General features: G+C 71.8%; 26 protein-coding genes. 17 read left to right on the top strand and 9 right to left on the bottom strand.

Features of this window, described 5'->3' with window-relative positions:
* Nucleotides 1–6 precede the first annotated feature (6 nt).
* Complete coding sequence (locus DW297_RS03640; protein WP_136029468.1) at nt 7–972, bottom strand: aldo/keto reductase; 966 nt, start codon at nt 970–972, stop codon at nt 7–9.
* Nucleotides 959–2,254, bottom strand: coding sequence for an L-fuconate dehydratase (locus DW297_RS03635; RefSeq protein WP_136029466.1), 1,296 nt, complete (start codon nt 2,252–2,254; stop codon nt 959–961). The genes DW297_RS03640 and DW297_RS03635 overlap by 14 nt, the downstream gene beginning before the upstream one ends.
* A 122-nt stretch (nt 2,255–2,376) precedes the next feature.
* Here DW297_RS03635 and DW297_RS03630 point away from each other — a divergent pair, with 122 nt between their 5' ends.
* Nucleotides 2,377–3,237 (top strand): fumarylacetoacetate hydrolase family protein, encoded by an 861-nt coding sequence (locus DW297_RS03630; RefSeq protein ID WP_136029464.1) that lies wholly within the window; start codon nt 2,377–2,379, stop codon nt 3,235–3,237.
* Nucleotides 3,219–3,986, top strand: a complete 768-nt coding sequence (locus DW297_RS03625) for an SDR family NAD(P)-dependent oxidoreductase (protein ID WP_136029462.1) — start codon at nt 3,219–3,221, stop codon at nt 3,984–3,986. The genes DW297_RS03630 and DW297_RS03625 overlap by 19 nt, the downstream gene beginning before the upstream one ends.
* A 174-nt stretch (nt 3,987–4,160) precedes the next feature.
* Here the strand turns inward: DW297_RS03625 and DW297_RS03620 are convergent, their stop codons facing one another.
* On the bottom strand, nt 4,161–5,063 hold the full coding sequence (locus tag DW297_RS03620; protein WP_136029460.1) for an amidohydrolase family protein: 903 nt from the start codon (nt 5,061–5,063) through the stop codon (nt 4,161–4,163).
* 47 nt (nt 5,064–5,110) lie between these two features.
* Between DW297_RS03620 and DW297_RS03615 the strand changes: the two genes are divergently transcribed.
* Nucleotides 5,111–5,788: a FadR/GntR family transcriptional regulator gene (locus tag DW297_RS03615; RefSeq protein ID WP_136029458.1), complete on the top strand. Its 678-nt coding sequence runs from the start codon at nt 5,111–5,113 to the stop codon at nt 5,786–5,788.
* Nucleotides 5,789–5,818: 30 nt separating this feature from the next.
* Here DW297_RS03615 and DW297_RS03610 read toward each other — a convergent pair whose 3' ends face one another.
* Complete coding sequence (locus DW297_RS03610) at nt 5,819–6,481, bottom strand: transaldolase family protein (RefSeq protein WP_168442788.1); 663 nt, start codon at nt 6,479–6,481, stop codon at nt 5,819–5,821.
* A gap of 118 nt (nt 6,482–6,599) precedes the next feature.
* Here DW297_RS03610 and DW297_RS03605 point away from each other — a divergent pair, with 118 nt between their 5' ends.
* The 4 genes from DW297_RS03605 to DW297_RS03590 are packed head-to-tail and all read left to right on the top strand — an operon-like array spanning nt 6,600 to nt 9,879.
* The gene (locus tag DW297_RS03605) at nt 6,600–7,562 is read left to right on the top strand and encodes a ribokinase (protein WP_136029454.1); all 963 of its coding nucleotides are present in this window, start codon (nt 6,600–6,602) and stop codon (nt 7,560–7,562) included.
* Nucleotides 7,563–7,578: 16 nt separating this feature from the next.
* Nucleotides 7,579–7,983, top strand: a complete 405-nt coding sequence (rbsD, locus tag DW297_RS03600) for a D-ribose pyranase (protein ID WP_136029452.1) — start codon at nt 7,579–7,581, stop codon at nt 7,981–7,983.
* Nucleotides 7,983–8,795: a GntR family transcriptional regulator gene (locus DW297_RS03595; protein ID WP_136029450.1), complete on the top strand. Its 813-nt coding sequence runs from the start codon at nt 7,983–7,985 to the stop codon at nt 8,793–8,795. The genes rbsD and DW297_RS03595 overlap by 1 nt, the downstream gene beginning before the upstream one ends.
* 25 nt (nt 8,796–8,820) lie before the next feature.
* A complete protein-coding gene (locus DW297_RS03590; RefSeq protein WP_136029448.1) occupies nt 8,821–9,879 on the top strand; it encodes a PLP-dependent cysteine synthase family protein in 1,059 nt (352 codons plus the stop codon).
* A gap of 16 nt (nt 9,880–9,895) precedes the next feature.
* On the opposite strand, the gene DW297_RS03585 is transcribed toward DW297_RS03590, so the two are convergent.
* Complete coding sequence (locus DW297_RS03585; RefSeq protein ID WP_136029446.1) at nt 9,896–10,765, bottom strand: FHA domain-containing protein; 870 nt, start codon at nt 10,763–10,765, stop codon at nt 9,896–9,898.
* Nucleotides 10,766–10,777: 12 nt separating this feature from the next.
* Nucleotides 10,778–11,044, bottom strand: coding sequence for a hypothetical protein (locus tag DW297_RS03580; RefSeq protein ID WP_136029443.1), 267 nt, complete (start codon nt 11,042–11,044; stop codon nt 10,778–10,780).
* Nucleotides 11,045–11,255: 211 nt separating this feature from the next.
* Here DW297_RS03580 and DW297_RS03575 point away from each other — a divergent pair, with 211 nt between their 5' ends.
* From DW297_RS03575 to DW297_RS03555, 5 genes are all read left to right on the top strand, one after another.
* Nucleotides 11,256–12,086, top strand: coding sequence for a DUF4397 domain-containing protein (locus tag DW297_RS03575; protein ID WP_136029441.1), 831 nt, complete (start codon nt 11,256–11,258; stop codon nt 12,084–12,086).
* Nucleotides 12,083–12,745, top strand: coding sequence for a class F sortase (locus tag DW297_RS03570; RefSeq protein WP_240744502.1), 663 nt, complete (start codon nt 12,083–12,085; stop codon nt 12,743–12,745). Before DW297_RS03575 ends, DW297_RS03570 begins: the two co-directional genes overlap by 4 nt.
* Before the next feature lie 39 nt (nt 12,746–12,784).
* The gene (locus tag DW297_RS03565; RefSeq protein ID WP_136029439.1) at nt 12,785–13,348 is read left to right on the top strand and encodes an RNA polymerase sigma factor; all 564 of its coding nucleotides are present in this window, start codon (nt 12,785–12,787) and stop codon (nt 13,346–13,348) included.
* Nucleotides 13,335–14,072 carry an anti-sigma factor gene (locus DW297_RS03560; protein WP_136029438.1) on the top strand — a complete coding sequence of 246 codons (738 nt, stop codon included), beginning with the start codon at nt 13,335–13,337 and terminating at the stop codon, nt 14,070–14,072. Before DW297_RS03565 ends, DW297_RS03560 begins: the two co-directional genes overlap by 14 nt.
* Before the next feature lie 65 nt (nt 14,073–14,137).
* Nucleotides 14,138–14,656 (top strand): glycine cleavage system protein R, encoded by a 519-nt coding sequence (locus DW297_RS03555; RefSeq protein WP_136029437.1) that lies wholly within the window; start codon nt 14,138–14,140, stop codon nt 14,654–14,656.
* 21 nt (nt 14,657–14,677) lie between these two features.
* On the opposite strand, the gene DW297_RS03550 is transcribed toward DW297_RS03555, so the two are convergent.
* Nucleotides 14,678–15,388 carry a FadR/GntR family transcriptional regulator gene (locus tag DW297_RS03550; protein ID WP_136029435.1) on the bottom strand — a complete coding sequence of 237 codons (711 nt, stop codon included), beginning with the start codon at nt 15,386–15,388 and terminating at the stop codon, nt 14,678–14,680.
* A 164-nt stretch (nt 15,389–15,552) separates the two neighbouring features.
* Between DW297_RS03550 and DW297_RS03545 the strand changes: the two genes are divergently transcribed.
* The 4 genes from DW297_RS03545 to DW297_RS03530 all read left to right on the top strand — a co-directional run bounded on the left by DW297_RS03545 (nt 15,553) and on the right by DW297_RS03530 (nt 20,034).
* Nucleotides 15,553–16,788: an aminotransferase class V-fold PLP-dependent enzyme gene (locus DW297_RS03545; protein ID WP_136029433.1), complete on the top strand. Its 1,236-nt coding sequence runs from the start codon at nt 15,553–15,555 to the stop codon at nt 16,786–16,788.
* 61 nt (nt 16,789–16,849) lie between these two features.
* On the top strand, nt 16,850–18,163 hold the full coding sequence (locus tag DW297_RS03540; protein ID WP_136029431.1) for an ABC transporter substrate-binding protein: 1,314 nt from the start codon (nt 16,850–16,852) through the stop codon (nt 18,161–18,163).
* 3 nt (nt 18,164–18,166) lie between these two features.
* Nucleotides 18,167–19,117 carry a carbohydrate ABC transporter permease gene (locus DW297_RS03535; RefSeq protein WP_136029429.1) on the top strand — a complete coding sequence of 317 codons (951 nt, stop codon included), beginning with the start codon at nt 18,167–18,169 and terminating at the stop codon, nt 19,115–19,117.
* Nucleotides 19,114–20,034, top strand: coding sequence for a carbohydrate ABC transporter permease (locus DW297_RS03530; protein ID WP_205812679.1), 921 nt, complete (start codon nt 19,114–19,116; stop codon nt 20,032–20,034). Before DW297_RS03535 ends, DW297_RS03530 begins: the two co-directional genes overlap by 4 nt.
* Nucleotides 20,035–20,095: 61 nt before the next feature.
* Here DW297_RS03530 and DW297_RS03525 read toward each other — a convergent pair whose 3' ends face one another.
* Both DW297_RS03525 and DW297_RS03520 read right to left on the bottom strand, forming a co-directional pair.
* Complete coding sequence (locus tag DW297_RS03525; protein WP_136029427.1) at nt 20,096–21,109, bottom strand: aldo/keto reductase family protein; 1,014 nt, start codon at nt 21,107–21,109, stop codon at nt 20,096–20,098.
* 29 nt (nt 21,110–21,138) lie between these two features.
* Complete coding sequence (locus DW297_RS03520) at nt 21,139–22,638, bottom strand: aminotransferase-like domain-containing protein (protein WP_168442787.1); 1,500 nt, start codon at nt 22,636–22,638, stop codon at nt 21,139–21,141.
* 19 nt (nt 22,639–22,657) lie between these two features.
* Between DW297_RS03520 and DW297_RS03515 the strand changes: the two genes are divergently transcribed.
* The coding region (locus DW297_RS03515; protein ID WP_136029425.1) for a hypothetical protein at nt 22,658–22,934 on the top strand (277 nt) is incomplete at its 3' end.

Here is a 22,934-nt window from a genome sequence, read left to right as displayed (position 1 = left end):
CTCTGGTCAGGCGGGGATGAGACCCTCGGCGGCGAGGTTCTCCCACAGTGCGGACGGGATCTCCCGCGCAGCGTACTCGGCGTTCTGCGTCAGCTGTGCGGGGCGACTGCCGCCCACGACCACCGAGCGCACCACGTCGGACTGCAGCGGGAACTGGATCGCGGCCGCGGGCAGCGGCACCCCGTGGTCGGCGCACACCGCGGCGATGCGCACCAGCCGGTCCCACAGCTCGTCCGGCAGCTGCCCGTACTCGTAGCGTCCGTCGCGCCGCGGCTCGTTCGACGCGAGCAGCCCGGAGTTGAACACCGAGGCCGCCACGATGCCGGTCGAGGTCTCGCGGCACGCCGGCAGCACGTCGACCGCGGCGGGCTGTTCGAGCAGCGTGTACCGCCCGGCGACCATGACCAGGTCGAGGTCCGCGGCCCGCACCGACGCGGCGAGCGCCTCCGACACCATCGAGCCGATGCCGATCGCGGTCACCTCGCCGTCCGCACGCACCTGCTCCAGCGCGGGGAGGGCCTCCGCCAGCGCGAGGTCGAGGTCGTGGCGCTCGGGGTCGTGCAGGTAGAGCAGGTCGATGCGCTCGATGCCGAGGCGTTCGCGCGACTCGTCGAGGCTCGTGCGGATGCCCTCCGCCGAGAAGTCCCACACGCGCTGCAGGGTGTCGGGCACATGGAAGTCGTTCGCGGTGTCGAGACCGCCCGCGTGGTCGGGGTTGGGGCGCAGCAGCCGTCCGACCTTGGTGGACAGCACGTACTCGTCGCGGGGCTTCGTGCGCAGGAAGGCTCCGAGACGACGCTCGGACAGCCCGAGCCCGTAGTGCGGCGCGGTGTCGTAGAAGCGGATGCCGCTCTCCCACGCCGCATCCAGCACGGCCCAGGCGTCGTCGTCGGACAGCTCCCGGAACAGGTTGCCGACGTTCGCGGCACCGTAGCCGAGCGTCGGGACGGCCAGGCGGTCAGGCACCGACATGCGCACCCGTCCAGGTGTACTCGGCGATGCTGTCGGTCTTCATCTCCATGCCGGTACCCGGCGCGGTGGGCGCCATGTACGAGCCGCCCTGGATGTCGGTCGGCACGACGAAGTGCTCGTGCAGGTGGTCGACGAACTCGATCAGCCGGCCCTCGCGCGTGCCCGAGACGGCGACGAAGTCGAACATCGACAGGTGCTGCACGGCCTCGCACAGCCCGACGCCGCCGGCGTGCGGGCAGACCGGCACGTCGAACTTCGCGGCGAGCAGCAGGTTCGCGATGTTCTCGTTGACCCCGGCCACGCGCACGGCGTCGATCTGCATGACGGAGATCGCGTCGGCCTGCAGCAGCTGCTTGAAGATCATGCGGTTCTGCGCGTGCTCGCCGGTGGCGACGCGGATGGGCGCCACCCCGCGGGCGATCTCGGCGTGCCCGAGGATGTCGTCGGGGCTCGTGGGCTCCTCGATCCAGGCGGGGTGGAACTCGGCGAGGGCGTTCACCCACTCGATCGCCTCCGATACCTCCCAGCGCTGGTTGGCATCGATCGCGATCGGGAAGTCGGGGCCGCAGACCTCGCGCGCCTTGCGGAAGCGGCGGATGTCGTCCTGCAGGTCGGCGCCGACCTTGAGCTTGATCTGCGTGAAGCCGTCGGCCATCGCCTCGCGCGCCAGGCGTTCGAGCTTCTCGTCGGAGTAGCCCAGCCACCCCGGGCTGGTGGTGTAGCCGGGGTAGCCGGTGGCGAGCAGCTGCTGCTCCCGCTCGGCGCGACCGGGCTCGGCGGCGCGGAGGATGTCGAGCGCCTCGTCGCGGGTGAGGGCGTTGGTGAGGTAGCGGAAGTCGACCAGGTCGACCAGCTCCTCCGGCGTCATCCGGGCGAGGAGCTGCCACAGCGGCAGGCCCGCGCGCTTGGCCTTGATATCCCACAGCGCGTTGATCACGGCGCCGATGGCCATGTGCATGACGCCCTTCTCCGGCCCGAGCCAGCGCAGCTGCGAGTCGCCGATGATCTCGCGGAAGGTGCCGCCCATGTCGTCGAGCAGCGGTTCGAGCTCCCGGCCGACCAGGTGCCCCGCGAGGGCGTCGATCGCAGCCACCTGCACGTCGTTGCCCCGTCCGATCGTGAACACGAACGCGTGCCCCTCGATGTCGTCCTCCGCATCCGTGCGCACGATGACGTACGCGGCGGAGTAGTCGGGGTCGGGGTTCATCGCGTCCGACCCGTCCAGGCTCAGGGACGTAGGGAAGCGGATGTCGGTGGTGTCGAGGGCGACGATACGGCTCACGGGATTCCTCTCCATGCACGGGACTTCTTCCGTGCGGATCCCTTGGAGTGTAAACATCCGATGTCTATACTGTCAACGAGACCGGCCGCCGCAGAGCGGCTTCCCGAACGATCAGGAGAATCATGAAGTTCGCGCGGCTCGGCACCCCTGGGGCGGAGATCCCCGTCCTCGTGGAGGGTGACCGCTACCTCGACCTCCGCCCACTGACATCCGATGTCAACGGCGACTTCCTCGCCGGAGACGTCGCCGCCCGCGTCGCCGCCGCGCGCGACGCCGGAGAGCTCCCCGAGCTGCCCGACGCTGCGGGGATGCGCGTCGGCGCCCCCATCGCCCGCCCCAGCGCGGTCATCTGCATCGGCATGAACTACGCCGCGCACGCGGCCGAGTCCGGCTCCGAGCCGCCGACCATCCCGATCATCTTCCTCAAGACCCCGAACACCGTGGTCGGCCCGAACGACACCGTCACGATTCCGCGCGGCAGCGAGAAGACCGACTGGGAGGTCGAGCTCGGCATCGTGATCGGCGCCCGCGCCGCCTACCTCGACTCCCCCGACGAGGCGATGGCGCACGTCGCCGGCTTCGTCGCCGCGAACGACGTGTCGGAGCGCGACTTCCAGATCGCGGTGTCGGGCGGGCAGTGGTCGAAGGGCAAGATCGCGTTCGGCTTCAACCCCACCGGACCGTGGCTGGTCACGCCCGACGAGGTGGACCACCGGGCCCTCGGCCTCCGCAGCTTCGTCAACGGCGAGCCGCGGCAGGACTCGAACACGAGCGACATGATCTTCCCGGTCGAGCAGATCGTGCACCACCTGTCGCAGTACGTGACGCTGGAGCCCGGCGACCTGATCCTCACCGGCACCCCGCAGGGCGTGGCCCTGTCGGGCAAGTACCCCTATCTCGCCCCGGGCGACGTGGTGGAGATCGAGATCGACGGCCTCGGCCGGCAGCGACAGGAGTTCGTGGCATGGGAGGCGCAGAAGTGAGCGGAACGATGGACGGCCTGGTGGCGATCGTCACGGGCGGAGCCTCCGGCATCGGCGCGGCGATCGCCCGCCGACTGCACGACGACGGCGCCACGATCGCCGTGCTCGACCGTGACACGACGAACGCCGACGAGAGCTTCGCCGCGTTCACGGCCGACGTGTCCGACCGCGCGAGCGTCGACGCGGCCGTGGCCGCGGTCGCCGAGCGCTTCGGCCGCATCGACATCGTGGTCAACAACGCCGGCATCGGCGCGCAGGGCGACATCGCCGCGAACGACGACGACGAGTGGGCGCGCGTGCTCTCGATCAACGTGACCGGCATCGCCCGCGTGACCTCGGCGGCACTGCCGTGGCTGCGGAAGTCGCCCGCCGCCGCCGTGTGCAACACCGCGTCGATCGCCTCCACCACCGGCCTCCCGCAGCGCGCGCTCTACTCCGCGTCGAAGGGCGCCGTGTCGGCCCTCACCCGCGCGATGGCCGCCGATCACCTGCGCGAGGGCATCCGCGTCAACGCCGTGAACCCCGGCACCGCCGACACCCCCTGGGTCGGGCGGCTGCTCGACTCCGCCGCCGACCCCGAGGCCGAGCGCGCCGCCCTCGAAGCACGACAGCCCCACGGACGGCTCGTCAGCCCGGACGAGGTCGCCGCGGCCGTCGCCTACCTGGTGGGACCGGGCGCGGGCTCGACCACGGGCACGTTCCTCGAGGTGGACGGCGGGATGGCGCAGCTGCGGCTCCGCCCCGAGTGACCTCGCACCCTCCTCGACGAGAGGGCCCGGCGACTCCCTGAGACGCCGGGCCCTCTCGCGTGCGGCCTGAGGTGCGGAGTCGGTGCGGGATCGAAAACGTGCCGCGCAGGGGCTTCGGGGGTGACATATCGCACGCGCACCGCGCGACGGGATGGGGCGGACGGGGCGGGGGGGTCAGAGGCGATAGAACGCGGCGGCGGTGTCGTGGAAGAGGGCGGTCCGGTCGATGCCGCGGGAGTCCGCCCACGTCGAGACCGCGTCGGCCCAGCGGCTGCGGGCGGTCGGCTGATACGTCGACGGGGCGTCCGAGGCGGCGTCCGGGGCGGCGTCCGTCCCGGCGGGGCCGACCGCGGAGACCGGCCAGTCGGTACCCCACATCAGGCGCTCCGGCCCGAAGACGTCGGCCGCGGTGTCCAGGAACGGCTCGAGCTGCGCGAGGCTCCAGTCACCACCCGCCTCCGCCGGAAGGCCCGACACCTTGCAGTACACCTGCGGGTGGCGTGCGAGCTCGGCGAGGTCGCGCTCCCACTCCGCCGTCGGGGCCAGCGGAGCGTGCGCGGTGCCGACCGCGGGCTTGCCGAGGTGATCCAGCACCATGCGCAGCTCGGGGATCGCGGCGGACAGCCGCGCGACGTCGGGCAGCTGCCACGACCGCACGCACGCGTCGAACGCCCAGCCGTGGGCCGCGACCTCTCGCGCGCCCGTCACGAACGCGGACGACAGCGCCACCGCATCCGGCTCGTCCTGCAGGATGTGCCGCACGCCCACCACCAGCGGCTCCGCCGTGAGGCTCTCCAGGTGCACGGTCGTGTCGGTGCCGCGGTCGAGTCGGGCACCCGCGACGATGCCGACCACCCCGAGCCGCTCGGCCTGTCCCGCGACCCACCGCACCTCGTCGAGCTCGTCGTCGACCGCGGTGCCCGCCTGCACGAAGATCGCGCGCTCCTCGGTCGACCCGTCGATGCGGGCGCTCTCGATCTCCTCCGCGGCGAACCGCCCGGCGAGGGGCCCCTCCAGCCACGAGTAGGTCAGAACCTCCGGGTCCCACAGGTGCAGGTGCGAGTCGAGGGTGCGCATGCCCCCATCCTGCCGTAGACATCCGATCACTGTGCAAGGATGACGCCATGGCTGTCACTGACGAGGCGATCGAGAAGATCAAGGCGATGATCGTGTCGGGCGAACTGGCGCCCGGCGATCGCCTGCCCCCGGAGAAGGAGCTGTCCGAACGACTCGGGCTCTCGCGCAACTCGATGCGCGAGGCGGTCAAGGCGCTCGAGGTGATCCGCGTGCTCGACGTGCGCCGCGGCGACGGCACCTACGTCACGAGCCTGGAGCCGCATCTGCTGCTCGAGGCGATCGCGTTCGTGGTCGACATGCACGACGACGACTCGATGCTGGAGATGTTCGCGGTGCGGCGGATGCTCGAGTCGCAGGCGACCGGGCTCGCCGCGACGCTCGGCAGCGAGGAGGCGATCGCGGCCGTGCAGGAGGAGGTCGCCGGCATCGACGCCGGCGTGAGCATCGAGGAGCTCGTCGACCACGACATCCGCTTCCACCGCGACATCGTGGCGATGGCGGGCAACGCCTATCTGGCCAGCCTGATCGAGCACCTGAGCAGCCAGACCGTGCGGGCTCGCGTGTGGCGAGGGCTCACCGAGGGCGGCGCGGTCGAGCGCACGCTGTCGGAGCACCGCGCGATCGCCGACGCCATCGCCCAGCGCGACTCCGCTCTCGCCACGTCGCTCGCCACGGCCCACATCGCGGGCGTGGAGCGCTGGCTGCGGCAGGCCGCGACCGCCTGAGCCGCACCGCGACGGAGCGAGCGGGGCGGGTCAGGCTCCCAGGCGCACCATGGCCGCGTCGAACTCGGCGGCGGAGGCGTCGCTGACCGGGTTCGACAGCACCTGGTCGAGCACGTCGGGGGCGGCGGTGAAGTAGGGCACGCCGGCGCGTCGGAGGCCGACCAGATCCTCCGCCGACCGCAGCGACGCGGCGAGCACGTTCGAGTCGGTCCCCGCGCACATCTCCTGCATCCGCGCGATCACGACCTCGCCGTCGACGCCCGCGTCGCGCATCCGGCCGAGGTAGGGCGCGAGGTACCGGGCGCCGATCGCGGCGCCCGCGAGGGCCTGCGCCACGGAGTACACGGCCGTGACGAGCACGGTCGCCCCGTCGCGCACGAGGGCGGACGCGGCCGCGAAGCCGTCGGGCGTGGCGGGGACCTTCACCGCCACCCGGTCGCCCAGCGCCCGGATGCCCTCGGCGTTGCGCAGGAAGGAGGCGGTGTCGCCGCCCCAGGTCTGGAAGAACACCTCGCGGGCACCCTCCTCGACCCATCGGGCGTAGAGGTCGGGGATCTCCGCGGCGGTGCGGCCGCCCCGTTCGAGGATCGTGGGGTTGGTGGTGACCCCGTAGACCACGCCCGCGGCGAGCAGCCGGGAGACGCGGTCGACGTCGGCGCTGTCGACGTACAGGCGGGGCGCGATCGGGGTCATCGGGGTCTCCTCGCGGGAACCTGTCGTTACAGGTTCGGTTTCGGCTAATGTAATGACAGCTCCGAGCCTAGTCAACGCCACCGGAGCGCCCGCGCTGTCGAGGAGGATCAGGAGCGAGATGACACCCGCACACCCCGGCGACCGCACCGGCGTCGTCATCGTCGGCAGCGTCACGGCCGACGTCACCACCTTCTCCGGTCGGCTGCCGGCCCGCGGCGAGACCATCCTGGGCGACGAGTTCACGCTCATGCTCGGCGGCAAGGGGGCGAACCAGGCGGTCGCGGCCGGACGCTCCGGTGCACGCACGAGCTTCGTCGGCTGCGTGGGAGACGACCTGTTCCACGACCTCGTGGTGGACGGGCTCACGGCCGCCGGTGTCGACCTCACCCACCTGCGCACGGTCCCCGGCCCCACGGGCATCGCGCACATCCGCGTCGACGCGTCGGCGCAGAACGACATCGTGATGGTGCCGCTCGCGAACGCCGCGCTCAGCACCGCGCAGATCGACGAGGCGCTCACCGCCCTCGCCCCCACCACGTCCGTCCTGCTGACCCAGCTGGAGACGCCGTCGGCGCTGACCGCCCACATCACGGCCCGCGGGCGGGAGCACGGCATGACCGTGATCCTCGACCCCGCCCCCGCCGCGGAGCTCCCGCCCGCCCTCTGGCGCAGCATCGACATCGTCACGCCCAACGAGACCGAGGCGTCGCTCATCAGCGGCATCGAGGTGACCGACGCGGCGTCGGCCGAGCGCGCGGGCCGCTGGTTCCTCGCCCAGGGCGTGGGCGCCGCGGTCGTCACGCTCGCCGGACAGGGGTCGTGCGTGGTCACCGCGGAGGGCGCGACGGTCGTTCCGCCGTTCCCCGTCGAGGCCGTCGACACCACGGCCGCGGGCGACGCCTACGCGGGCTACCTCGGTGCCGCCCTCGCGAGCGGCAGCACCCTCACCGACGCCGTGCGCCTGGCGACCGCCGCCGGCGCCCTCGCCGTCACGAAGCAGGGCGCGTCGCCGAGCCTTCCGCACCGCGCCGAGGTCGACGCGTTCCTCACCGAGCGCGAGACCGCCCCCGTCGCGAACTGACCAGCCAGGAGCACCGATGCGCAAGACGTCCACCACGATCAACCCCGCCCTGTCCCGGGTGATCAGCGAGACCGGCCACACCGACACGATCGTCGTGACCGACGCCGGCCTTCCCATCCCCCCGGGGTCGGAGCGCATCGACCTGGCCTACCGCCCGGGCGCCCCCGCCTTCCTCGACGTGCTCGACACCGTGCTCGCCGAGCTCGTGGTGGAGGGCGCCACGGTATCCGCGGAGGTCGCGGAGAAGAGCCCGGAGGTGCTGGATGCCCTGCGCGAGCGCTTCGCCGGGATGGGCTTCGAGATCGAGCTGGTGCCGCACGTCGAGTTCAAGCAGCGCACCCGCACGGCACGGGCGTTCGTGCGCTCCGGCGAGTTCACCCCGTATGCGAACGTGATCCTGCACGCGGGGGTGGCGTACTGATGACCACCGTCGAGGACGCGATCGACCGCCACTCCGCCGCCCCCATGTACGACCAGCTGCGGCAGCTGATCATCGACGGCATCGCCCGCGACGGCCTGCAGCCCGGCGACCCGCTGCCCGGCGAGCACCGCCTGTGCGAGCGCTACGGCATCTCGCGCACGGTCGTGCGCCAAGCGCTCGCGCAGCTCGAGCACGAGGGGCTGGTCGAGCGGGTGAAGGGGAAGGGCACGTTCGTCTCCCGCCCGCGCACGAGCGAGAGCCTGGTGCACACCCTCGTCGGCCTGTACGACGACGTGGAGCGTCGCGGCGGGCACGTGCACAGCGACGTGCTGCGGCACGAGCAGACCGTGGCCGACGAGGAGGTCGCGCTGGCGCTGGAAGTGCCGGTCGGGTCGCCCGTGGTGGCGCTCGAGCGGCTGCGGCACGTCGACGGGGAGCCCTGGTCGCTGTCGACCACGTGGATGCCCGAGGCCGTCGGCGGGGTCACGCTCGGCGCCGACCTGACCGAGGGGTCGCTGTACCGGCTGCTGGCGATGCACGGCATCGTGGCGACGCACGGCGTGCGCTCCGCGGAGGCGACCGTCGCCACGCACGAGCAGGCGCAGCACCTGGGCGTCAGCGCCGGCTCGGCCCTGCTCCGGCTGCGCAGCGTCAGCCGCAGCGAGGACGGCACGCCCATCGAGTACTTCATCGCCTACCACCGCGGCGACCGTTCGCGCTTCGAGTTCCAGTTGCAGCAGGAGCAGTCGCAGGCGTCGCTGCTGCACGTCGACGGCGACGGCGGGGCCTCGCCCGCGGGTACCGTCGGCTGAGGGCAGCCCCACTACGCTCGAAGACATGAGCGACTGGACCAGCACCGCGATCGCCCTGCTGGAAGCCGACGCGAACCGCAGCGCCGACACGCACCTGCACCTGTTCCCGCTGCCGGCCGAGTGGGGCATCGACCTGTACCTGAAGGACGAGTCGGTGCACCCGACGGGCTCGCTCAAGCACCGGCTGGCGCGGTCGCTGCTGCTGTACGGGCTGGTGAACGGGCGCATCCGCGAGGACACGACGCTGGTGGAGTCGTCGAGCGGGTCGACCGCCGTGTCCGAGGCGTACTTCGCGCGGATGCTCGGTCTGCCGTTCATCACCGTGGTACCCCGGTCGACCGTGCAGGAGAAGATCGACCTGATCGAGTTCTACGGCGGGACCTGTCACTTCGTGGACCGCGCAGAGGACATGTCGCCGGAGGCCCAGCGCCTGGCGTCGGTGTGCGGCGGCCACTACCTCGACCAGTTCACGTTCGCGGAGCGCGCGACCGACTGGCGCGGCAACAACAACATCGCGGAGAGCGTGTTCAGCCAGCTCGCCCAGGAGCGGCATCCGATCCCGCGGTGGATCGTCATGGGTGCGGGCACCGGCGGCACGAGCGCGACCTTCGGCCGCTACGTGCGCTACCGCCGGCACGACACCCGGATCGCGGTGGTCGACCCCGAGGGCTCCGCCTTCTACGACGGATGGGCCGGGACCGTCGACCCGCCCGCCGGGCGCCCGAGCCGCATCGAGGGCATCGGCCGCCCCCGCGTGGAGGCATCCTTCGTCCCGACCGTGATCGACGAGATGATCCAGGTGCCCGACGCGGGCTCGATCGCCGCGATCCGCCTGCTGCGCGAGCGCACGCTGCACTGGGCGGGCGGCTCCACCGGCACCAACCTCTCCGGTGCGTTCCAGCTCATCGCCCGCATGCGTGCCGCGGGCGAGACCGGCAGCGTCGTGACCCTCATCTGCGACAGCGGCGTGCGCTACGCCAACACCTACTACTCCGACGAGTGGGTCGCGCAGCAGGGGTGGGACCTCGCCCCGCACCGCGCCCGCCTGGAGCACTTCCTCGCGACCGGGGTCTGGGCGGACTGATGCTCGCGGTGCCGGGTCAGCCGAGCTCGCCGGAGCCGTAGGGTCGCACCGGCTGCTGCTTCTGGAACTCGTATTCCCCGCCCTGACGCCCGCCGAACGGACGACCGTGGTCGGCGAACTCCTCCCGGTAGTAGGCGAGGCGCCAGGTGCCCAGCTCGATCCGCGAGCCGGTGCGGAGGATGCGCGCGCCGTCCGAGCTGTGCGGCAGGTTCGGCCACCCGCCGCCGGTGGGGGCGTGCGGGTACAGCACGTACTCGTCGTCCTCGTTGTGCCGGATCTCGGCGTGCACCGCTTCGAGTCCGTCGAGCCGCAGATCGGCGTCGGGACTCGAGCCGATCACGGTCCGGTCGGGCAGCAGGTCGAACTCGCGCGGACGGCTGCGGTCCCAGTCGCCCGAGCCGACCGAGAAGATCAGGCGCGGGCGTCCCGAGCCGGGCAGGTAGTGCGTCGTGGTCACGCGACGGCGGACGTGGCGCACCACGGTGGGCACGAGCGGGAACAGCGTGCCGGGCGGGATGGAGAGCAGCGAGCCGCCGCCGCGGTCGCGGTCGCGGCGCTGCAGTTCCGTCAGCAGCGTGGTGAGGTGGCCGAGCCGGATGTGCGGTGATCCCGCGACCGCGCGACCCACGGGTCCCGACCGCACGTCGCCGAACTCCACCAGGGTGCCGCGCGGTCCCTCCACCCGCACCCGGATGCCGCGGCGCGCGAGGCCGTCCGCGACGGGGGCGAGCTGCGCGAGGTCGCGGCGACCCATGCCGCCGAGGGTGGACGTGTCCGCGATCGTGACGACGACCTCGCGTCCCGCCGCGTGCACGGTGAACCGCGTGGGGGTGTCGTCGTCCGGGCCGCGGTGCTCGACCTCCAGGTCGATGTCGAGGCGGATCATGGTCGTATCCGCTCAGGCGGCGTGCGGTCCGTCGGTGGCGCGGTCGCTCGTGGTCACCCGCAGGGTGCCGTTGAACTTCCAGGTGGCGCGGGGCGCGTCGGGGCCGATATCGCGCGGCACCTCGACGGTCATGTCCTCGAAGGTGTAGTTCACCGCCGCTCCTCGGCCGGTCAGGTACGCCCACATCTCCCGGCCGAGATCGGTCCAGTCGGTGATGGAGGCGCCGGTCGGGCCGGTGGAAGACGAGAACAGTTCGGCGGGGTGGTTCGTGTCGCTCATGGCGTGCTCCTTTGCCGGGTCCGGGTGTGTGGATGCGATTATGCGCGCGGTCCCGATCGAAGTCCATCAGTTTCTGGGCACCGTCTAAAAAAGCACCACCGGAACCGGAGAGTGCCGACAAGATCGGGTTCGGGTGCATCCGCCGACCGCCCTCGCCCGGAATAAGGGGGCAATGGGTGGCGACCGCCGCCCCTGTTCAAGGAGGAGCATCGTGCGAAGAATCACCACAGCCGGCCTCGTCGTCGGACTACTGGCCGCAGCGGCCCTGGCCACGCCCGCGACCGCCGCGACCACCGGCAGCGCCCAGCTCTCGGTGCTGCACGCCATCCCGAACACCCCGGTCGACGTGTACGTCAACGGCGAGCGCACCATCGACGACTTCCAGCCCGGCTCACTGGCCGGTCCGCTGGAACTCCCCGCCGGCAGCTACGAAGTCGCGCTGACCGCGCCGGACGCGGCCGATGCGAGTGCGCCCGTGCTCGGCCCGGCGACGCTGACCCTCACGGCCGGTGCCAACTACACCGCCGTCGCGCACCTCACCGAGGCGGGCGACCCCGGGCTGAACCTCTTCACGAACGACACGTCCCCCACCGCACCCGGCCAGGGGCGGCTCACGGTCCGTCACGTCGCGGCCGCGCCCGCCGTCGACATCCTCGCCGGCGGCTCACCGGTGGTCGAGGACCTGACCAACCCGAACGAGGCGACGCTGAACCTGCCCGCCGGGAACGTCTCGGCCGCCGTCGCCCTCGCCGGCACGACCGACCCCGTGCTCGGCCCGCAGGACGTGGCGGTGCAGGACGGCGTGCTCACGATCCTGTACGCGTGGGGCAGCGCCGAGGAAGGCACCCTCGCCCTCGCCGCACAGACGGTCTCGGGACTGCACACCAACCCCGGCGGCGTGCCCTCCGGCACCGCGGGCTACGCGGCGCAGCGGGACGCCGACACCGCCATCGTCCTGGCGACGGCACTGATCGGCCTGGCGATGATCGCGGCTGCGGGTGCGACCGTGGCCGTGCGTCGTCAGCGGATCGCGCGCCGATGAGACCGGGGGCGCTGCGCCGCCGCATCCGGCGAGGACTCCTCGCCGGATGCGGTGCCGCGTGCGCGGCGCTCCTGATCGCCTGCACCCCCGTGGGGGCGGGCGAGGTGATGACGTCGGATCCCCCCTCCGACCCCCCACGCTCGCCGTCGCCCGCCCCCACCTCGACGCTGCGCCCGGAGACGCACTCCGCCGAGCTGCCCGCACCGCAGCCTACGACCCCTCCCACCCGGCTGCGGATCCCCGACCTCGGCGTCGACATGACCGTGGTCGACGTGGGAGTGGAGCCGACAGGGCAGATGCAGCTCCCGGAGGACCCGGCGGTGGCGGGGTGGTACCGGTACGGCGCCGATGCCGCCAGCACGGCCGGACTCGTCGTGCTGGCCGCGCACGTGGACGCCGTCGGATACCCCATCGGCCCGCTCTCCCGGTTGCGTGAGCTCGGCGCCGGAGCGACCGTCGAGGTGACCGACGCGAACGGCGTGCCCCGGACCTACGCGGTGGAGTCGCTGGCCTTCTACGAGAAGGCGGCTCTCCCCACCGGGGAGCTGTTCGCCAGGGAGGGCCCGCCCGGCCTGGTCCTCATCACGTGCGGAGGACCCTTCGACAGCACGACCGGTCACTACCGCGATAATGTCGTCGCCATCGCACGGCCCGCCTGAGCACCCGCACCCGACGCCCCGAACGGAAGGGAGGCGCGCATGACCTCCGCGGACGACCCCGACGACGAGACGCAGCTCAACGAGCGCTTCGTCCGGGGCGACGAGGACGCCCTCGCCGAGCTGTATCGGCGGTGGTCGCCGGTGGTGTTCACGCTCGCGTTGCGCTCCCTCGGCGATCGCGCTGACGCCGCCGACGTGACGCAGCGCACGTTCGTGTCGGCCTGGACGTCGAGAACGGGGTACGACCCGTCGAAGGCCCGCCTGAGCACGTGGCTGGTGACGATCGCCCGGCGCCGCATCGCCGACATGCACGAGTCGCGGGCCCGCATCCAGCGGCTGCAGGAGGAGATGATGCGCGTCACCTCTCCCGACGACCTCGTCGGCGCACCGGTCGACCTGTCGCAGTCCATCCTGATCGCGAACGAGATGCGGCAGCTGCGACCCGAGGCGCGCGAGGTCATGCGGCTGGCGTTCTTCGACGACCTGACGCACGAGGAGATCGCCCGGCGGCTGGACATGCCTCTGGGTACCGTGAAGAGCCACATCCGCCGGAGTCTCTCCCGAATGCGCGACCGATTGGAGGTCAACCGTGTCGCACCTTGACCCCGAGCAGCTTGCCCTGCTCGCGCTCGGCGAGCCGGTCGCCTCCGAGCGCGAGCGCGCGCACCTCGACCAGTGCCGGGCGTGCGCTGCCGAGATCGCCGACCTCGCCCACGCGGCGGGTGTCGCGCGGTCGACCGTCGCCGACGCGGAGCTGGAGTCGCCGCCCGCCGACGTGTGGGCGCGCATGCACGACGAGCTGGGCCTGCCGGAGCGGCTCCGGGTCGACCCTCTCCGCCCGGCGGAACCGACAGCGGGCGAGCCGCCCTCCGCCCCACGCCCGCGGCGCAGAACCGCCGCCCGCTGGTGGGTGCTCGCCGCCGTCACGGTCCTCGTCGTCACCGTGGGCGTGAGCACGTGGACGGCGATCTCGGCCGCGCTCCGGCCGGTCACGGTCGCCACGGCGACGCTCGACCCGTTCCCCGACCATCCCGATGCGATCGGCACGGCAGAGGTGGACGAGGACCGCGACGGCGCGCGCACCCTCACGGTGTCGCTCGACGGCGAGGTCGGGTCGGAGGACTACCGGGAGGTCTGGCTCATCCGCAACGACGGGAAGGCGCTCATCAGCCTCGGCGTGCTCGACGCCGCGACCGGCGCATTCGCCATCCCCGCGAACGTCGACCTCGACGAGTACGACCTCGTCGACATCTCGTTCGAACCCGTCGACGGCGACCCGGCCCACTCGGGGAACTCCATCGTGCGCGGCACGCTCGACTTCAGCTGAGCGGAGCGCACGACGCCCGCGTCAAGGGCATGTCCCGAACGCCGAACGCCCCCTACGCTGAGGCCATGACCACACTCATCCTCACTGTCGCGGGTGCCGACCGGCCGGGACTCGTCGCGGCGGTCGCCGACGTCGTCGACGCCCACGGCGGCAACTGGGAGAACAGCTCGCTGGCCGAGCTCGCGGGAACGTTCGCGGGCGTGATCGAGGTGTCGGTGCCGACCGACCGCGCGGGCGACCTGGAGACCGCGCTCCGGGCGATCCAGGGTCAGGGGCTCCTGACGCTGTCGGTGCTCACCGGGACCCGCGGCGTGGCGGAGGAGGACGAGGAGCGGCTGCTGGTGATGCAGGTGCTCGGCAACGATCATCCCGGGATCGTGCGGGAGGTGTCGGCCGTGCTGAACGCGCACGCGCTGAGCATCGAGGAGCTCGCGACCGAGACCCGCGATGCGGCGATGGCGGGCGGACGGCTGTTCGAGGCGTCGGTGATCGCGAAGGTGCCGCCGACGGTCGACCTCGAGGCACTGCGGGCCGACCTGGAGCGACTCGCCACCGAGATCCAGGTCGACATCACCCTCGGCTGAGCGGACCCCGCCGGCGCCCACTCAGGCGGACGGCGTCTCCGCGGTCGGGACGTCGTCGAGCCCGGAGTACCGCCGCACCCAGTACTCGGTGTACGCGACGTGCGCGGATGCCGCGGCCGACGCGGCGACGGGATCGGCGGCGGCGAGGCCCCGCAGGATCGCGCGGTGCCCGGCGTCGGAGTGCACCTTGAGCTCCGCGGCGTCGTCGGGCTCCGAGATGCGGTACGCCCGGGAGCGGGAGCGCAGCACGTCGATCAGGCTCGTGAGGGCCTCGTTGCCCGCGACCGCGGAGATGCGCATGTGGAACTCGTGGTCGAGGCGTGACTGCGCCTCGAAGTCGGTCGTGGCCTCGATCTCGTCCAGCACCGCGGCGAGCGCCGCCACGGTGTCCGCGTCGATGCGGGCGGCCGCGAGTGCGGCGGCATGGGGTTCGAGCACCCGGCGCAGCTCCGTCAGCTCCAGCACTCCCGCCATGGGCAGCAGCCCGACGGTGAGGGAGAGACTGCCGATGAGGTCGGCCGCGCGCAGCTCGCTGACGTAGCTGCCCGAGCCGTGGCGCGTCTCCAGCACGCCCAGCGCCGCGAGCGTGCGGATGGCCTCGCGCAGCGATCCGCGGGAGACGCCGAGCCGTTCGCACAGCTCCCCCTCGCTGGGTAGGCGGTCGCCGGGGCGCAGCGCACCGTCGGCGATCAGCGCCCGCAGGCCGTGCAACGCCGTGTCGAGTGCGCTCATCGTCATCCTCCCTGACACCCCCGCCCCTCGTGCAGTCTGTCGGAACCGCTCCACGCGACAAACTCGTATGACAACTATGTTTCATCTTCGCGGATTCGTAGCCAAAATCGGGGCCTTGTGGCAAAGTTGTGCAACAACTCGCCCCCACTCATCGATGAGGTCCGATGCCCGCTCCGCTGTTCCCCGCTCCGCTCACGCTGAACTCCGGCCTGCGAGCGCGCGACGCCTGGCCTCTCGACCCCGCGGTCGTGCACCTCAACCACGGGTCGTTCGGCGCGGTGCCGTCGGTCGTGGTCGCACACCAGGACGCCCTGCGTCGCCGCGCCGACCTCAGCCCGGTCGAGTGGTTCCCCCGCATCGCCGAGCGCGTGCAGGACGCCAGGGAGCGCACCGCCCCGTTCGTCGGCGCCCGGGCGGACGACAGCGTCTTCGTGCCCAACGCCTCCGCCGCGGCGACCGTGGTGTACAACGCGCTGCGACTCGAGCACCGCGACGAGATCCTGGTGACGGATCAGGGCTACGGCGCGATCACCATGGGGGCGGAACGCCTCGCCCGCCGCTTCGGGGCGACCGTCCGCACCGTCGCCCTCCCGCTGCTCGCGCCCGACGACGAGATCGTGCAGCTGTTCGCCGACGCCCTCACCCCGCGCACCCGGCTGATCGTCGTCGACCAGATCACCTCACCCACCGCCCGCCTGCTGCCCACGCGCCGCATCGCCGACCTCGCGGCCGAGCGCGGCGTGCGCACCCTCGTCGACGGCGCCCACGCCCCCGGCCTGATCGCCGACGCCGCCGCGGTCGCGGGCGGCGACTGGTGGTTCGGCAACCTGCACAAGTGGCCGTGCGCCCCCCGCGGCTCGGCCCTGCTCGTCACGGCAGCACCCGACCGCGACGAGCTGTGGCCGCTGATCGACTCGTGGGCCGCCCGCGAGCCCTACCCCGGGCGCTTCGACACCCAGGGCACGATCGACGCCACGACGTACCTGGCCACCCCCACCGCGATCGAGTTCATCGAGGCCGAGTTCGGGTGGGATCACGCCCGCGCCGCGATGGCCGAGCGCGCCGACGCCGGGGCCGAGCTGATCGCCGAGGCGCTGCGCCCGTACGGCGACGAGGACCCGCTCACCCCGCTGCCCTCCCCCGTGCCGTCCATGCGCCTGATCCGCCTGCCGCTCGGGCTCGGCGCGACGCGCGAGGAGGCCGACGCGCTGCGCATGGACCTGCTCGACGAGGTCGGCGTGGAGACCGCCTTCACGAGCTTCCGCGGGGTCGGCTACTTCCGCCTCTCCGCGCACCTCTACACCGAGGCGTCCGACGTCGAGGCGTTCGTCGAGCGCTGCATCCCCGCGATCCTGCGCCGCGCCGGCATCCGCCCCGCCGACGCCCTCATCCTCCCCTGACCACCCGCACGACCCGACCCACCCGAAACACACCCACCCATCCCCCACCGAGAGGCACATCGTGAAGAACAAGATCTTGACGACCGCAGCGGGAGTCGGCACCGTCGCCGTCCTCGCACTCACCGGCTGCTCCGGAGGCTCCGGCTCGTCCGGCGGCGACGGAGACGTCACCCTCCAGATGGTCGAGAGCCTGACGAACCCGGCGCGCACCGAGCTCATCCGCGGGCTCCTCGACGAGTTCGAGAAGGAGAACCCCGACATCACGGTGAACCTGGTCTCGCCGCCCACCGAGCAGGCCGACCAGAAGATCCAGCAGATGCTCCAGTCCGGCAAGGGCGTCGACGTGCTCGAGGTGCGCGACATCACGGTCGGTCCGTTCGCCAACAACGGCTGGCTGTACGACCTCGGCCCCGACCTGAAGAAGTGGGACGGCTGGGACGCGCTGACCGACAACGCCAAGTCCGCCGGCGTCGCCGAGGACGGCAAGAGCTACTTCGTCCCGTACGGCTTCTACGGCCTGTCGCTGTTCTACCGCACCGACCTCGTGGAGGAGGCGGGCTTCGACGGTCCCCCGCACAGCTGGAAGGACCTGCTGGAGCAGGCGTCCGCGATCCAGGATCCGTCGAACAACATCTACGGCTACGCGTTCCGCGGCGGCCAGAACGCCAACAGCAACGTGGTCGCCGCGATCGAGGCCTACACGATCGACGGGCTCGACACGGAAGATGCGTTCCTCATGGAGGACGGCTCGACGATCTTCGCCGCTCCCGAGGCGCAGGATGCGGTCGACGACTACTTCGACCTGTTCAAGAAAGCCTCGCCGCCGTCCGCCGTCTCCTGGGGCTACCCCGAAATGGTCGCCGGCTTCACGAACGGCACCACGGCCTTCCTGCTGCAGGACCCCGAGGTGATCGCGACCGTGCAGGACTCGTCGCTCACCGAAGACCAGTGGGACACCGCTCCGCTGCTCGTCGGACCGTCGGGCAAGGCCGCGCAGCCGCTCGCCGTCGCCGGCTGGGGTGTCGCGAAGAACAGCGAGCACACCGAGGCGGCGGTGAAGCTGGTCGAGTTCCTGTCGTCGGCCGAGCCCGCGACCGAGTTCGCCCAGGCCAACAGCCTCGTGCCGATCATCGCCGCCGCGGCCGACGACGAGTTCTACTCCACGGGCCCCTGGACCAGCTACGTCACCATGACCGAGGACCCGGACACGTACGTCAACGTGCGCCAGCCGCGCGGCGTGAGCTGGTGGACCGAGTGGATCCAGAAGTCCGACCAGGACGTGCAGAGCGTGCTGCTCGGCACCATGTCGACGAAGGACCTGCTCGCCTCGTGGGATGCGTTCTGGACCGAGAAGTACGCCGCGGAGAAGGGCTGACCCGTGGCCCGCACCATCCGTGAAGGGGGCTCCGTCGGCACTGCCGGCGGGGCCTCCCCGGCACGCGGACGGCGTCGGCCGTTCCGCGGCCGTCACGCCCTGACGCTGCTGGCGTTCCTCGCCCCGGCGATCGTGTTCGTCTGCTGGTTCACCTACTGGCCCATGCTGCAGGGCGCCCGCATGGCGTTCCACGACTGGAACCTGTGGGACCTCACGTCGACCCCGTTCGTCGGCTTCGACAACTTCCTCGCCGTGTTCCGCGACCCGGCGTTCCCGACCGTGGCGTGGAACTCCGTGCTGTGGGTGGTCGGCTCGCTCGTGCCCCAGCTCGTCATCGGCTTCCTCATCGCGCTGGCCCTGCGCAAGCGGTTCCGCTTCCGCGGGCTCTACCAGGCGCTGGTGTTCTTCCCGTGGGCGGTGTCGGGCTTCCTCATCGGCATGCTGTTCCGCTGGATGTTCAACGCCGAGTTCGGCGTGGTCAACGACCTGCTCATGAAGGCCGGCCTCATCGACGCCCCGCTGCCCTGGCTGGCCGACCCGAAGCTGGCGATGTTCGCCGTCATCGTCGCGAACATCTGGTACGGCGTGACGTTCTTCGCGATCATGATCCTCGCGGCACTCCAGTCGGTGCCCGACGAGATGCTGGAGGCGGCGAGCCTCGACGGCGCCGGCAAGGTGCGGCAGCTGTTCTCGATCATCATCCCGTACATCTCGATGACGCTGCTGCTGACGATCCTGCTGCGCGTGATCTGGATCTTCAACTTCCCCGACATCATCTACGCGATGACGAACGGCGGCCCGGCCAACCAGACCCACATCATCACGACGTGGATGATCAACTACACGCAGCAGGGCAACTACGGCATCGCGAGCGCCATCGGGCTCATCGTCGTGGCGTTCCTCATGGTGTTCTGCGCCTTCTATCTGATGGCGATGCGGAGGGTGCAGCGATGACCATCACCTCGACCACCCGGACCGGTTCCTCGATCACCGAGACCCGTCGGATCACGGTGCCCGACCCGAAGGCCGCTCCGCGACCGAGGCCGCGGGTGACCGTCGGCGGTGTCGTGCGCGTGGTCGGGCTGGCCCTGTGGCTCCTGATCACGCTGTTCCCGCTGTACTGGATCACGCTCACCGCGTTCAAGTCGCCGGGGACCATCAACCGCTTCCCGATCGAGTACTGGCCGAGCGAGCCCTCGTTCGACAACTTCACGAGCCTGTTTGAGAAGAGCTCGTTCGGGGTCTTCCTGGCGAACTCGGCGATCGTGGCGGTATCGGCCGGAGCCGTCGCGACGCTCATCGCCCTGCTCAGCGCCTACGTGCTCGCGCGCTTCGAGTTCCGCGGCAAGGGGGCGATCCTCATCGCGTTCCTGCTGACGCAGATGATCCCCGCGTTCATCGCCCTCGGCCCGCTGTACTCGATGATGACCGACCTGGGCCTCGTCGACACCAAGCCCGGACTCATCCTCGTCTACATCGCGATCTGCATCCCGTTCTCCACCGTGATGCTGCGCGGCTTCTTCGAGAACGTGCCCGACGCGCTGGAGGAGGCGGCGATGATCGACGGCTGCTCGCGCCTGGGGGCCCTGTTCCGGGTGCTGGTGCCGGTCATGACGCCCGGCATCATCGCGGCGTTCATCTTCAACTTCGTCAACTGCTGGAACGAGCTGTTCCTGTCGGTCGTGCTGATGAACACCGACGCGAACCGCACCGTGCCCTCGGCGCTGAACGGCTTCATCTCGACGTTCAACATCGACTGGGGCTCCATGTCGGCCGCGGCCGTGCTGACGATCCTGCCGACCATGGTGATGTTCGCCCTCGCCAGCCGCTGGATCGTGCAGGGCCTCACGGCCGGTGCCGTGAAGGAGTAGCCCGCGCGCGGACGAAGGCCCCCTCTCGCTGATCGCGGGAGGGGGCCTTCGCCTGCCCCGGTCAGACCAGGCGGGACTTCGGGGACACGGAGTACGTGTGCTCGGCGTCGCGGTTCACCGTGTCGCCCAGGGCCTCGTCGATCGCGGACAGCGTGTCGGCGTCGAGCGTCACGCCCGAGGCCTTGACGGTGTCGGCGAGCTGCTCGGGCCGGGAGGCGCCCACCAGGGCCGCCGCCACGTTGGGGTTCTGCAGCACCCACGCGATCGCGAGCTGCGGCATCGTGAGCCCCGCCTGCTCGGCGATCGGCTTGAGACGCTGCACCGCGGTGAGGATGTCGTCCTGCAGGAAGCTCTGGATGAACCCGGCCCCGGAGTTCTGGTCGGTCGCGCGCGAGCCCTCCGGCACCGGCTGCCCCGGCAGGTACTTGCCGCTGAGCACGCCCTGCGCCATCGGCGACCACACGATCTGCGAGATGCCCAGCTCCTCCGACGCGGGCACGACCTTGCCCTCGATCACGCGCCACAGCATGGAGTACTGCGGCTGGTTCGAGATGAGCTGGATGCCGAGCTGCGTCGCCAGCGCGTGACCCTCGCGCAGCTGCTCGGCCGTCCACTCCGAGACGCCGATGTAGAGCGCCTTGCCCTGCCGCACGACGTCGGCGAACGCCTGGAACGTCTCCTCCAGCGGGGTCTCGTAGTCGAAGCGGTGCGCCTGGTACAGGTCGACGTAGTCGGTGCCGAGGCGCTTCAGCGAGCCGTTGATCGACTCCATGATGTGCTTGCGGCTCAGGCCGGTGTCGTTCGGGCCCTTCGGGCCGGTCGGGAAGTAGACCTTCGTGAAGATCTCGAGCCCTTCGCGGCGCTGGCCCTCGAGCGCCCTGCCGAGCACGACCTCGGCCGCCGTGTTGGCGTAGGTGTCGGCGGTGTCGAACGTGGTGATGCCGGCGTCGAGCGCCGCATGGACGGTCTTGACGGCCGCGTCGTCTTCGACCTGTGAGGCGTGCGTGACCCAGTTGCCGTAGGTGATCTCCGAGACCTTGAGACCACTGTTGCCGAGATAGCGATAGTTGACCATGGATCAACGCTAGTCCCGGCGGCGGACGCTCAGGCCGGTCGGCCGAGGGATTCCCGATACTCGCCCCACGCCGCGCCCAGGCGGCGCACCCCTTCCGCGAGCACGTCGTCGGGCGCCGTGAAGGGCAGGCGCACGTGGTCGTCGGGGGCCGTGGGGGACGCGGCGAAGGCGGCGGTGCCGGCGATCGAGACGCCGTGGGTCGCCGCGACGCGGGCGAGAGCCGACGCGGACCCCCGGGGCAGCGCGGCCCACAGCGCCAGTCCGCCCCGCGGCGCCACGTACGTCCAGTCGGGCAGGTGCTCGGCCATCAGGTGCTCCAGCAGCCGCAGCCGCTCCCGGTGCACGCGGCTGTTGGCCCGCCGCAGCTCGTCGGCGTGCGCGATGAGGTCGAGCGCGAGCAGCTGACCGGGCACGCTCGTGGACTGGTCGGCGAGCTGCCGGGCGCCGCGCAGACGCCGCACCAGCACCGGGTCGGCACGCAGCCACCCGATCCGCAGCCCCGCCCAGGCCCACTTCGACACCGACTCGACGACCATCACGGGGGCGTCCGGTCGTTCCGAGGCGAGCGTGGGCGGCACGACCCCGTCGAACGAGATCCCCGCGACGACGCGGTCCTCGATCACCGGCACACCGTACTGCGCGGCGAGCTCGGCCACGCGGTGCCGGGCCGCGGCGGGCAGGCGCGTGCCCGTGGGGTTCTGGTGGTGCGGGTTGAGCGCCACCAGCACGGGGCGCAGCCGGGCCATCGCCTGCTCCAGCGCGACCACGTCGAGGCCGTCCGCGCCCATCGGCACCCCCTGGACGGTGCCGCCGCGCAGCCCCACGCTGTCGGTCACCCCGGGCCAGGTGATCTCCTCCGCGAGCACGATGTCGCCCGGCTCGACGAGCGCGTTCACCACGAGGCTGATCGCCTGCTGCGCGCCGTGCGTCACCAGGATCTGCTCGGGCGTGGTGGGCGTGCCCTCCGCGCGGTACATCTCGGCGATCAGCTCGCGCAGCACCGGGAGCCCTGCGGGGTCGGTCTCGGGCAGCAGCGCGAGGTCGAGACGCGGCTGATGGTCGCGGATCAGCTGCACGCCGAGCTCCGGGATCTGCGGCACCGTGCGCAGCAGGTCGATCGTGTTCGGCACCGCGGAGAACAGGGCCTCGCCGCGACCGGGACGCGCAGGGGCGGTGGGGGCACCGGTCCCCGCCACGCGGGTGCCGCTCCCCTGCCGCCGCTCCACGAGCTCCTGCTCCGCGAGCACGGCGTAGGCGGAGACGACCGTGCCGCGCGACACCGACACCGCGGACGCCAGGGAGCGCTCGGCCGGCAGTCGGTCGCCCGCGCGGAGCTCGCCACCCGCGATCAGCGCCGAGATGCCGCGCGCGAGCCGGGTCGCCAGCGTTCCGTCGCCGTGGGTCCAGCGGCCGAGCCGAGCGGCCAGCCCCTCGGTCGACACCTCGCCCGCTCGCACCAGCGGAGTCGCGCGACCCGGGGCCGATCCGTGGTCCATCGGCGCCGCATTGGCCCTGTCGTCCGTGTCCATGTGACCCGATTCTGGACCAATGGACACCTCCACCACCACTCTCACGCCGGATCTGGGGCCAATCCCCGCGGATTGGACCATCGACCGGTTGCTCGCTCACCTCGCCGACGACCGTGCGCTCGACGACCCCGCGCTGGTCGGCCCCCTGCGCCGCCTCGACGCCGCGATCACGGGGAGCGACGGCGGGCGGCCGCTCGCCGCGATCGTGCTCGTCCGCTCCCTGGTCCTCGCCGTCGCCGCGACGCCGGCCCTCCGCGCGCGGACCCTGCACGACGTGCTCACGTCCGCCCGCGTGC

The sequence above is a fragment of the Microbacterium sp. PF5 genome, assembly GCF_004794315.1.
In the GTDB taxonomy this organism is placed as follows: domain Bacteria; phylum Actinomycetota; class Actinomycetes; order Actinomycetales; family Microbacteriaceae; genus Microbacterium; species Microbacterium sufflavum.
The sequence above is the reverse complement of the archived record's forward strand: the minus strand, read 5'-3'. Positions and strand labels throughout refer to the sequence as shown.

What these genes read in the sequence shown, in the direction of transcription:
- DW297_RS03640 (WP_136029468.1), bottom strand. Translation starts at nt 972, where the DNA reads ATGTCGGTGCCTGACCGCCTGGCCGTCCCGACGCTCGGCTACGGTGCC.
- DW297_RS03630 (WP_136029464.1), top strand. Translation starts at nt 2,377, where the DNA reads ATGAAGTTCGCGCGGCTCGGCACCCCTGGGGCGGAGATCCCCGTCCTC.
- DW297_RS03625 (WP_136029462.1), top strand. Translation starts at nt 3,219, where the DNA reads ATGGGAGGCGCAGAAGTGAGCGGAACGATGGACGGCCTGGTGGCGATC.
- DW297_RS03620 (WP_136029460.1), bottom strand. Translation starts at nt 5,063, where the DNA reads ATGCGCACCCTCGACTCGCACCTGCACCTGTGGGACCCGGAGGTTCTG.
- DW297_RS03615 (WP_136029458.1), top strand. Translation starts at nt 5,111, where the DNA reads ATGGCTGTCACTGACGAGGCGATCGAGAAGATCAAGGCGATGATCGTG.
- DW297_RS03610 (WP_168442788.1), bottom strand. Translation starts at nt 6,481, where the DNA reads ATGACCCCGATCGCGCCCCGCCTGTACGTCGACAGCGCCGACGTCGAC.
- DW297_RS03605 (WP_136029454.1), top strand. Translation starts at nt 6,600, where the DNA reads ATGACACCCGCACACCCCGGCGACCGCACCGGCGTCGTCATCGTCGGC.
- rbsD (WP_136029452.1), top strand. Translation starts at nt 7,579, where the DNA reads ATGCGCAAGACGTCCACCACGATCAACCCCGCCCTGTCCCGGGTGATC.
- DW297_RS03595 (WP_136029450.1), top strand. Translation starts at nt 7,983, where the DNA reads ATGACCACCGTCGAGGACGCGATCGACCGCCACTCCGCCGCCCCCATG.
- DW297_RS03590 (WP_136029448.1), top strand. Translation starts at nt 8,821, where the DNA reads ATGAGCGACTGGACCAGCACCGCGATCGCCCTGCTGGAAGCCGACGCG.
- DW297_RS03585 (WP_136029446.1), bottom strand. Translation starts at nt 10,765, where the DNA reads ATGATCCGCCTCGACATCGACCTGGAGGTCGAGCACCGCGGCCCGGAC.
- DW297_RS03580 (WP_136029443.1), bottom strand. Translation starts at nt 11,044, where the DNA reads ATGAGCGACACGAACCACCCCGCCGAACTGTTCTCGTCTTCCACCGGC.
- DW297_RS03570 (WP_240744502.1), top strand. Translation starts at nt 12,083, where the DNA reads ATGAGACCGGGGGCGCTGCGCCGCCGCATCCGGCGAGGACTCCTCGCC.
- DW297_RS03565 (WP_136029439.1), top strand. Translation starts at nt 12,785, where the DNA reads ATGACCTCCGCGGACGACCCCGACGACGAGACGCAGCTCAACGAGCGC.
- DW297_RS03555 (WP_136029437.1), top strand. Translation starts at nt 14,138, where the DNA reads ATGACCACACTCATCCTCACTGTCGCGGGTGCCGACCGGCCGGGACTC.
- DW297_RS03550 (WP_136029435.1), bottom strand. Translation starts at nt 15,388, where the DNA reads ATGAGCGCACTCGACACGGCGTTGCACGGCCTGCGGGCGCTGATCGCC.
- DW297_RS03545 (WP_136029433.1), top strand. Translation starts at nt 15,553, where the DNA reads ATGCCCGCTCCGCTGTTCCCCGCTCCGCTCACGCTGAACTCCGGCCTG.
- DW297_RS03530 (WP_205812679.1), top strand. Translation starts at nt 19,114, where the DNA reads ATGACCATCACCTCGACCACCCGGACCGGTTCCTCGATCACCGAGACC.
- DW297_RS03525 (WP_136029427.1), bottom strand. Translation starts at nt 21,109, where the DNA reads ATGGTCAACTATCGCTATCTCGGCAACAGTGGTCTCAAGGTCTCGGAG.
- DW297_RS03520 (WP_168442787.1), bottom strand. Translation starts at nt 22,638, where the DNA reads ATGGACACGGACGACAGGGCCAATGCGGCGCCGATGGACCACGGATCG.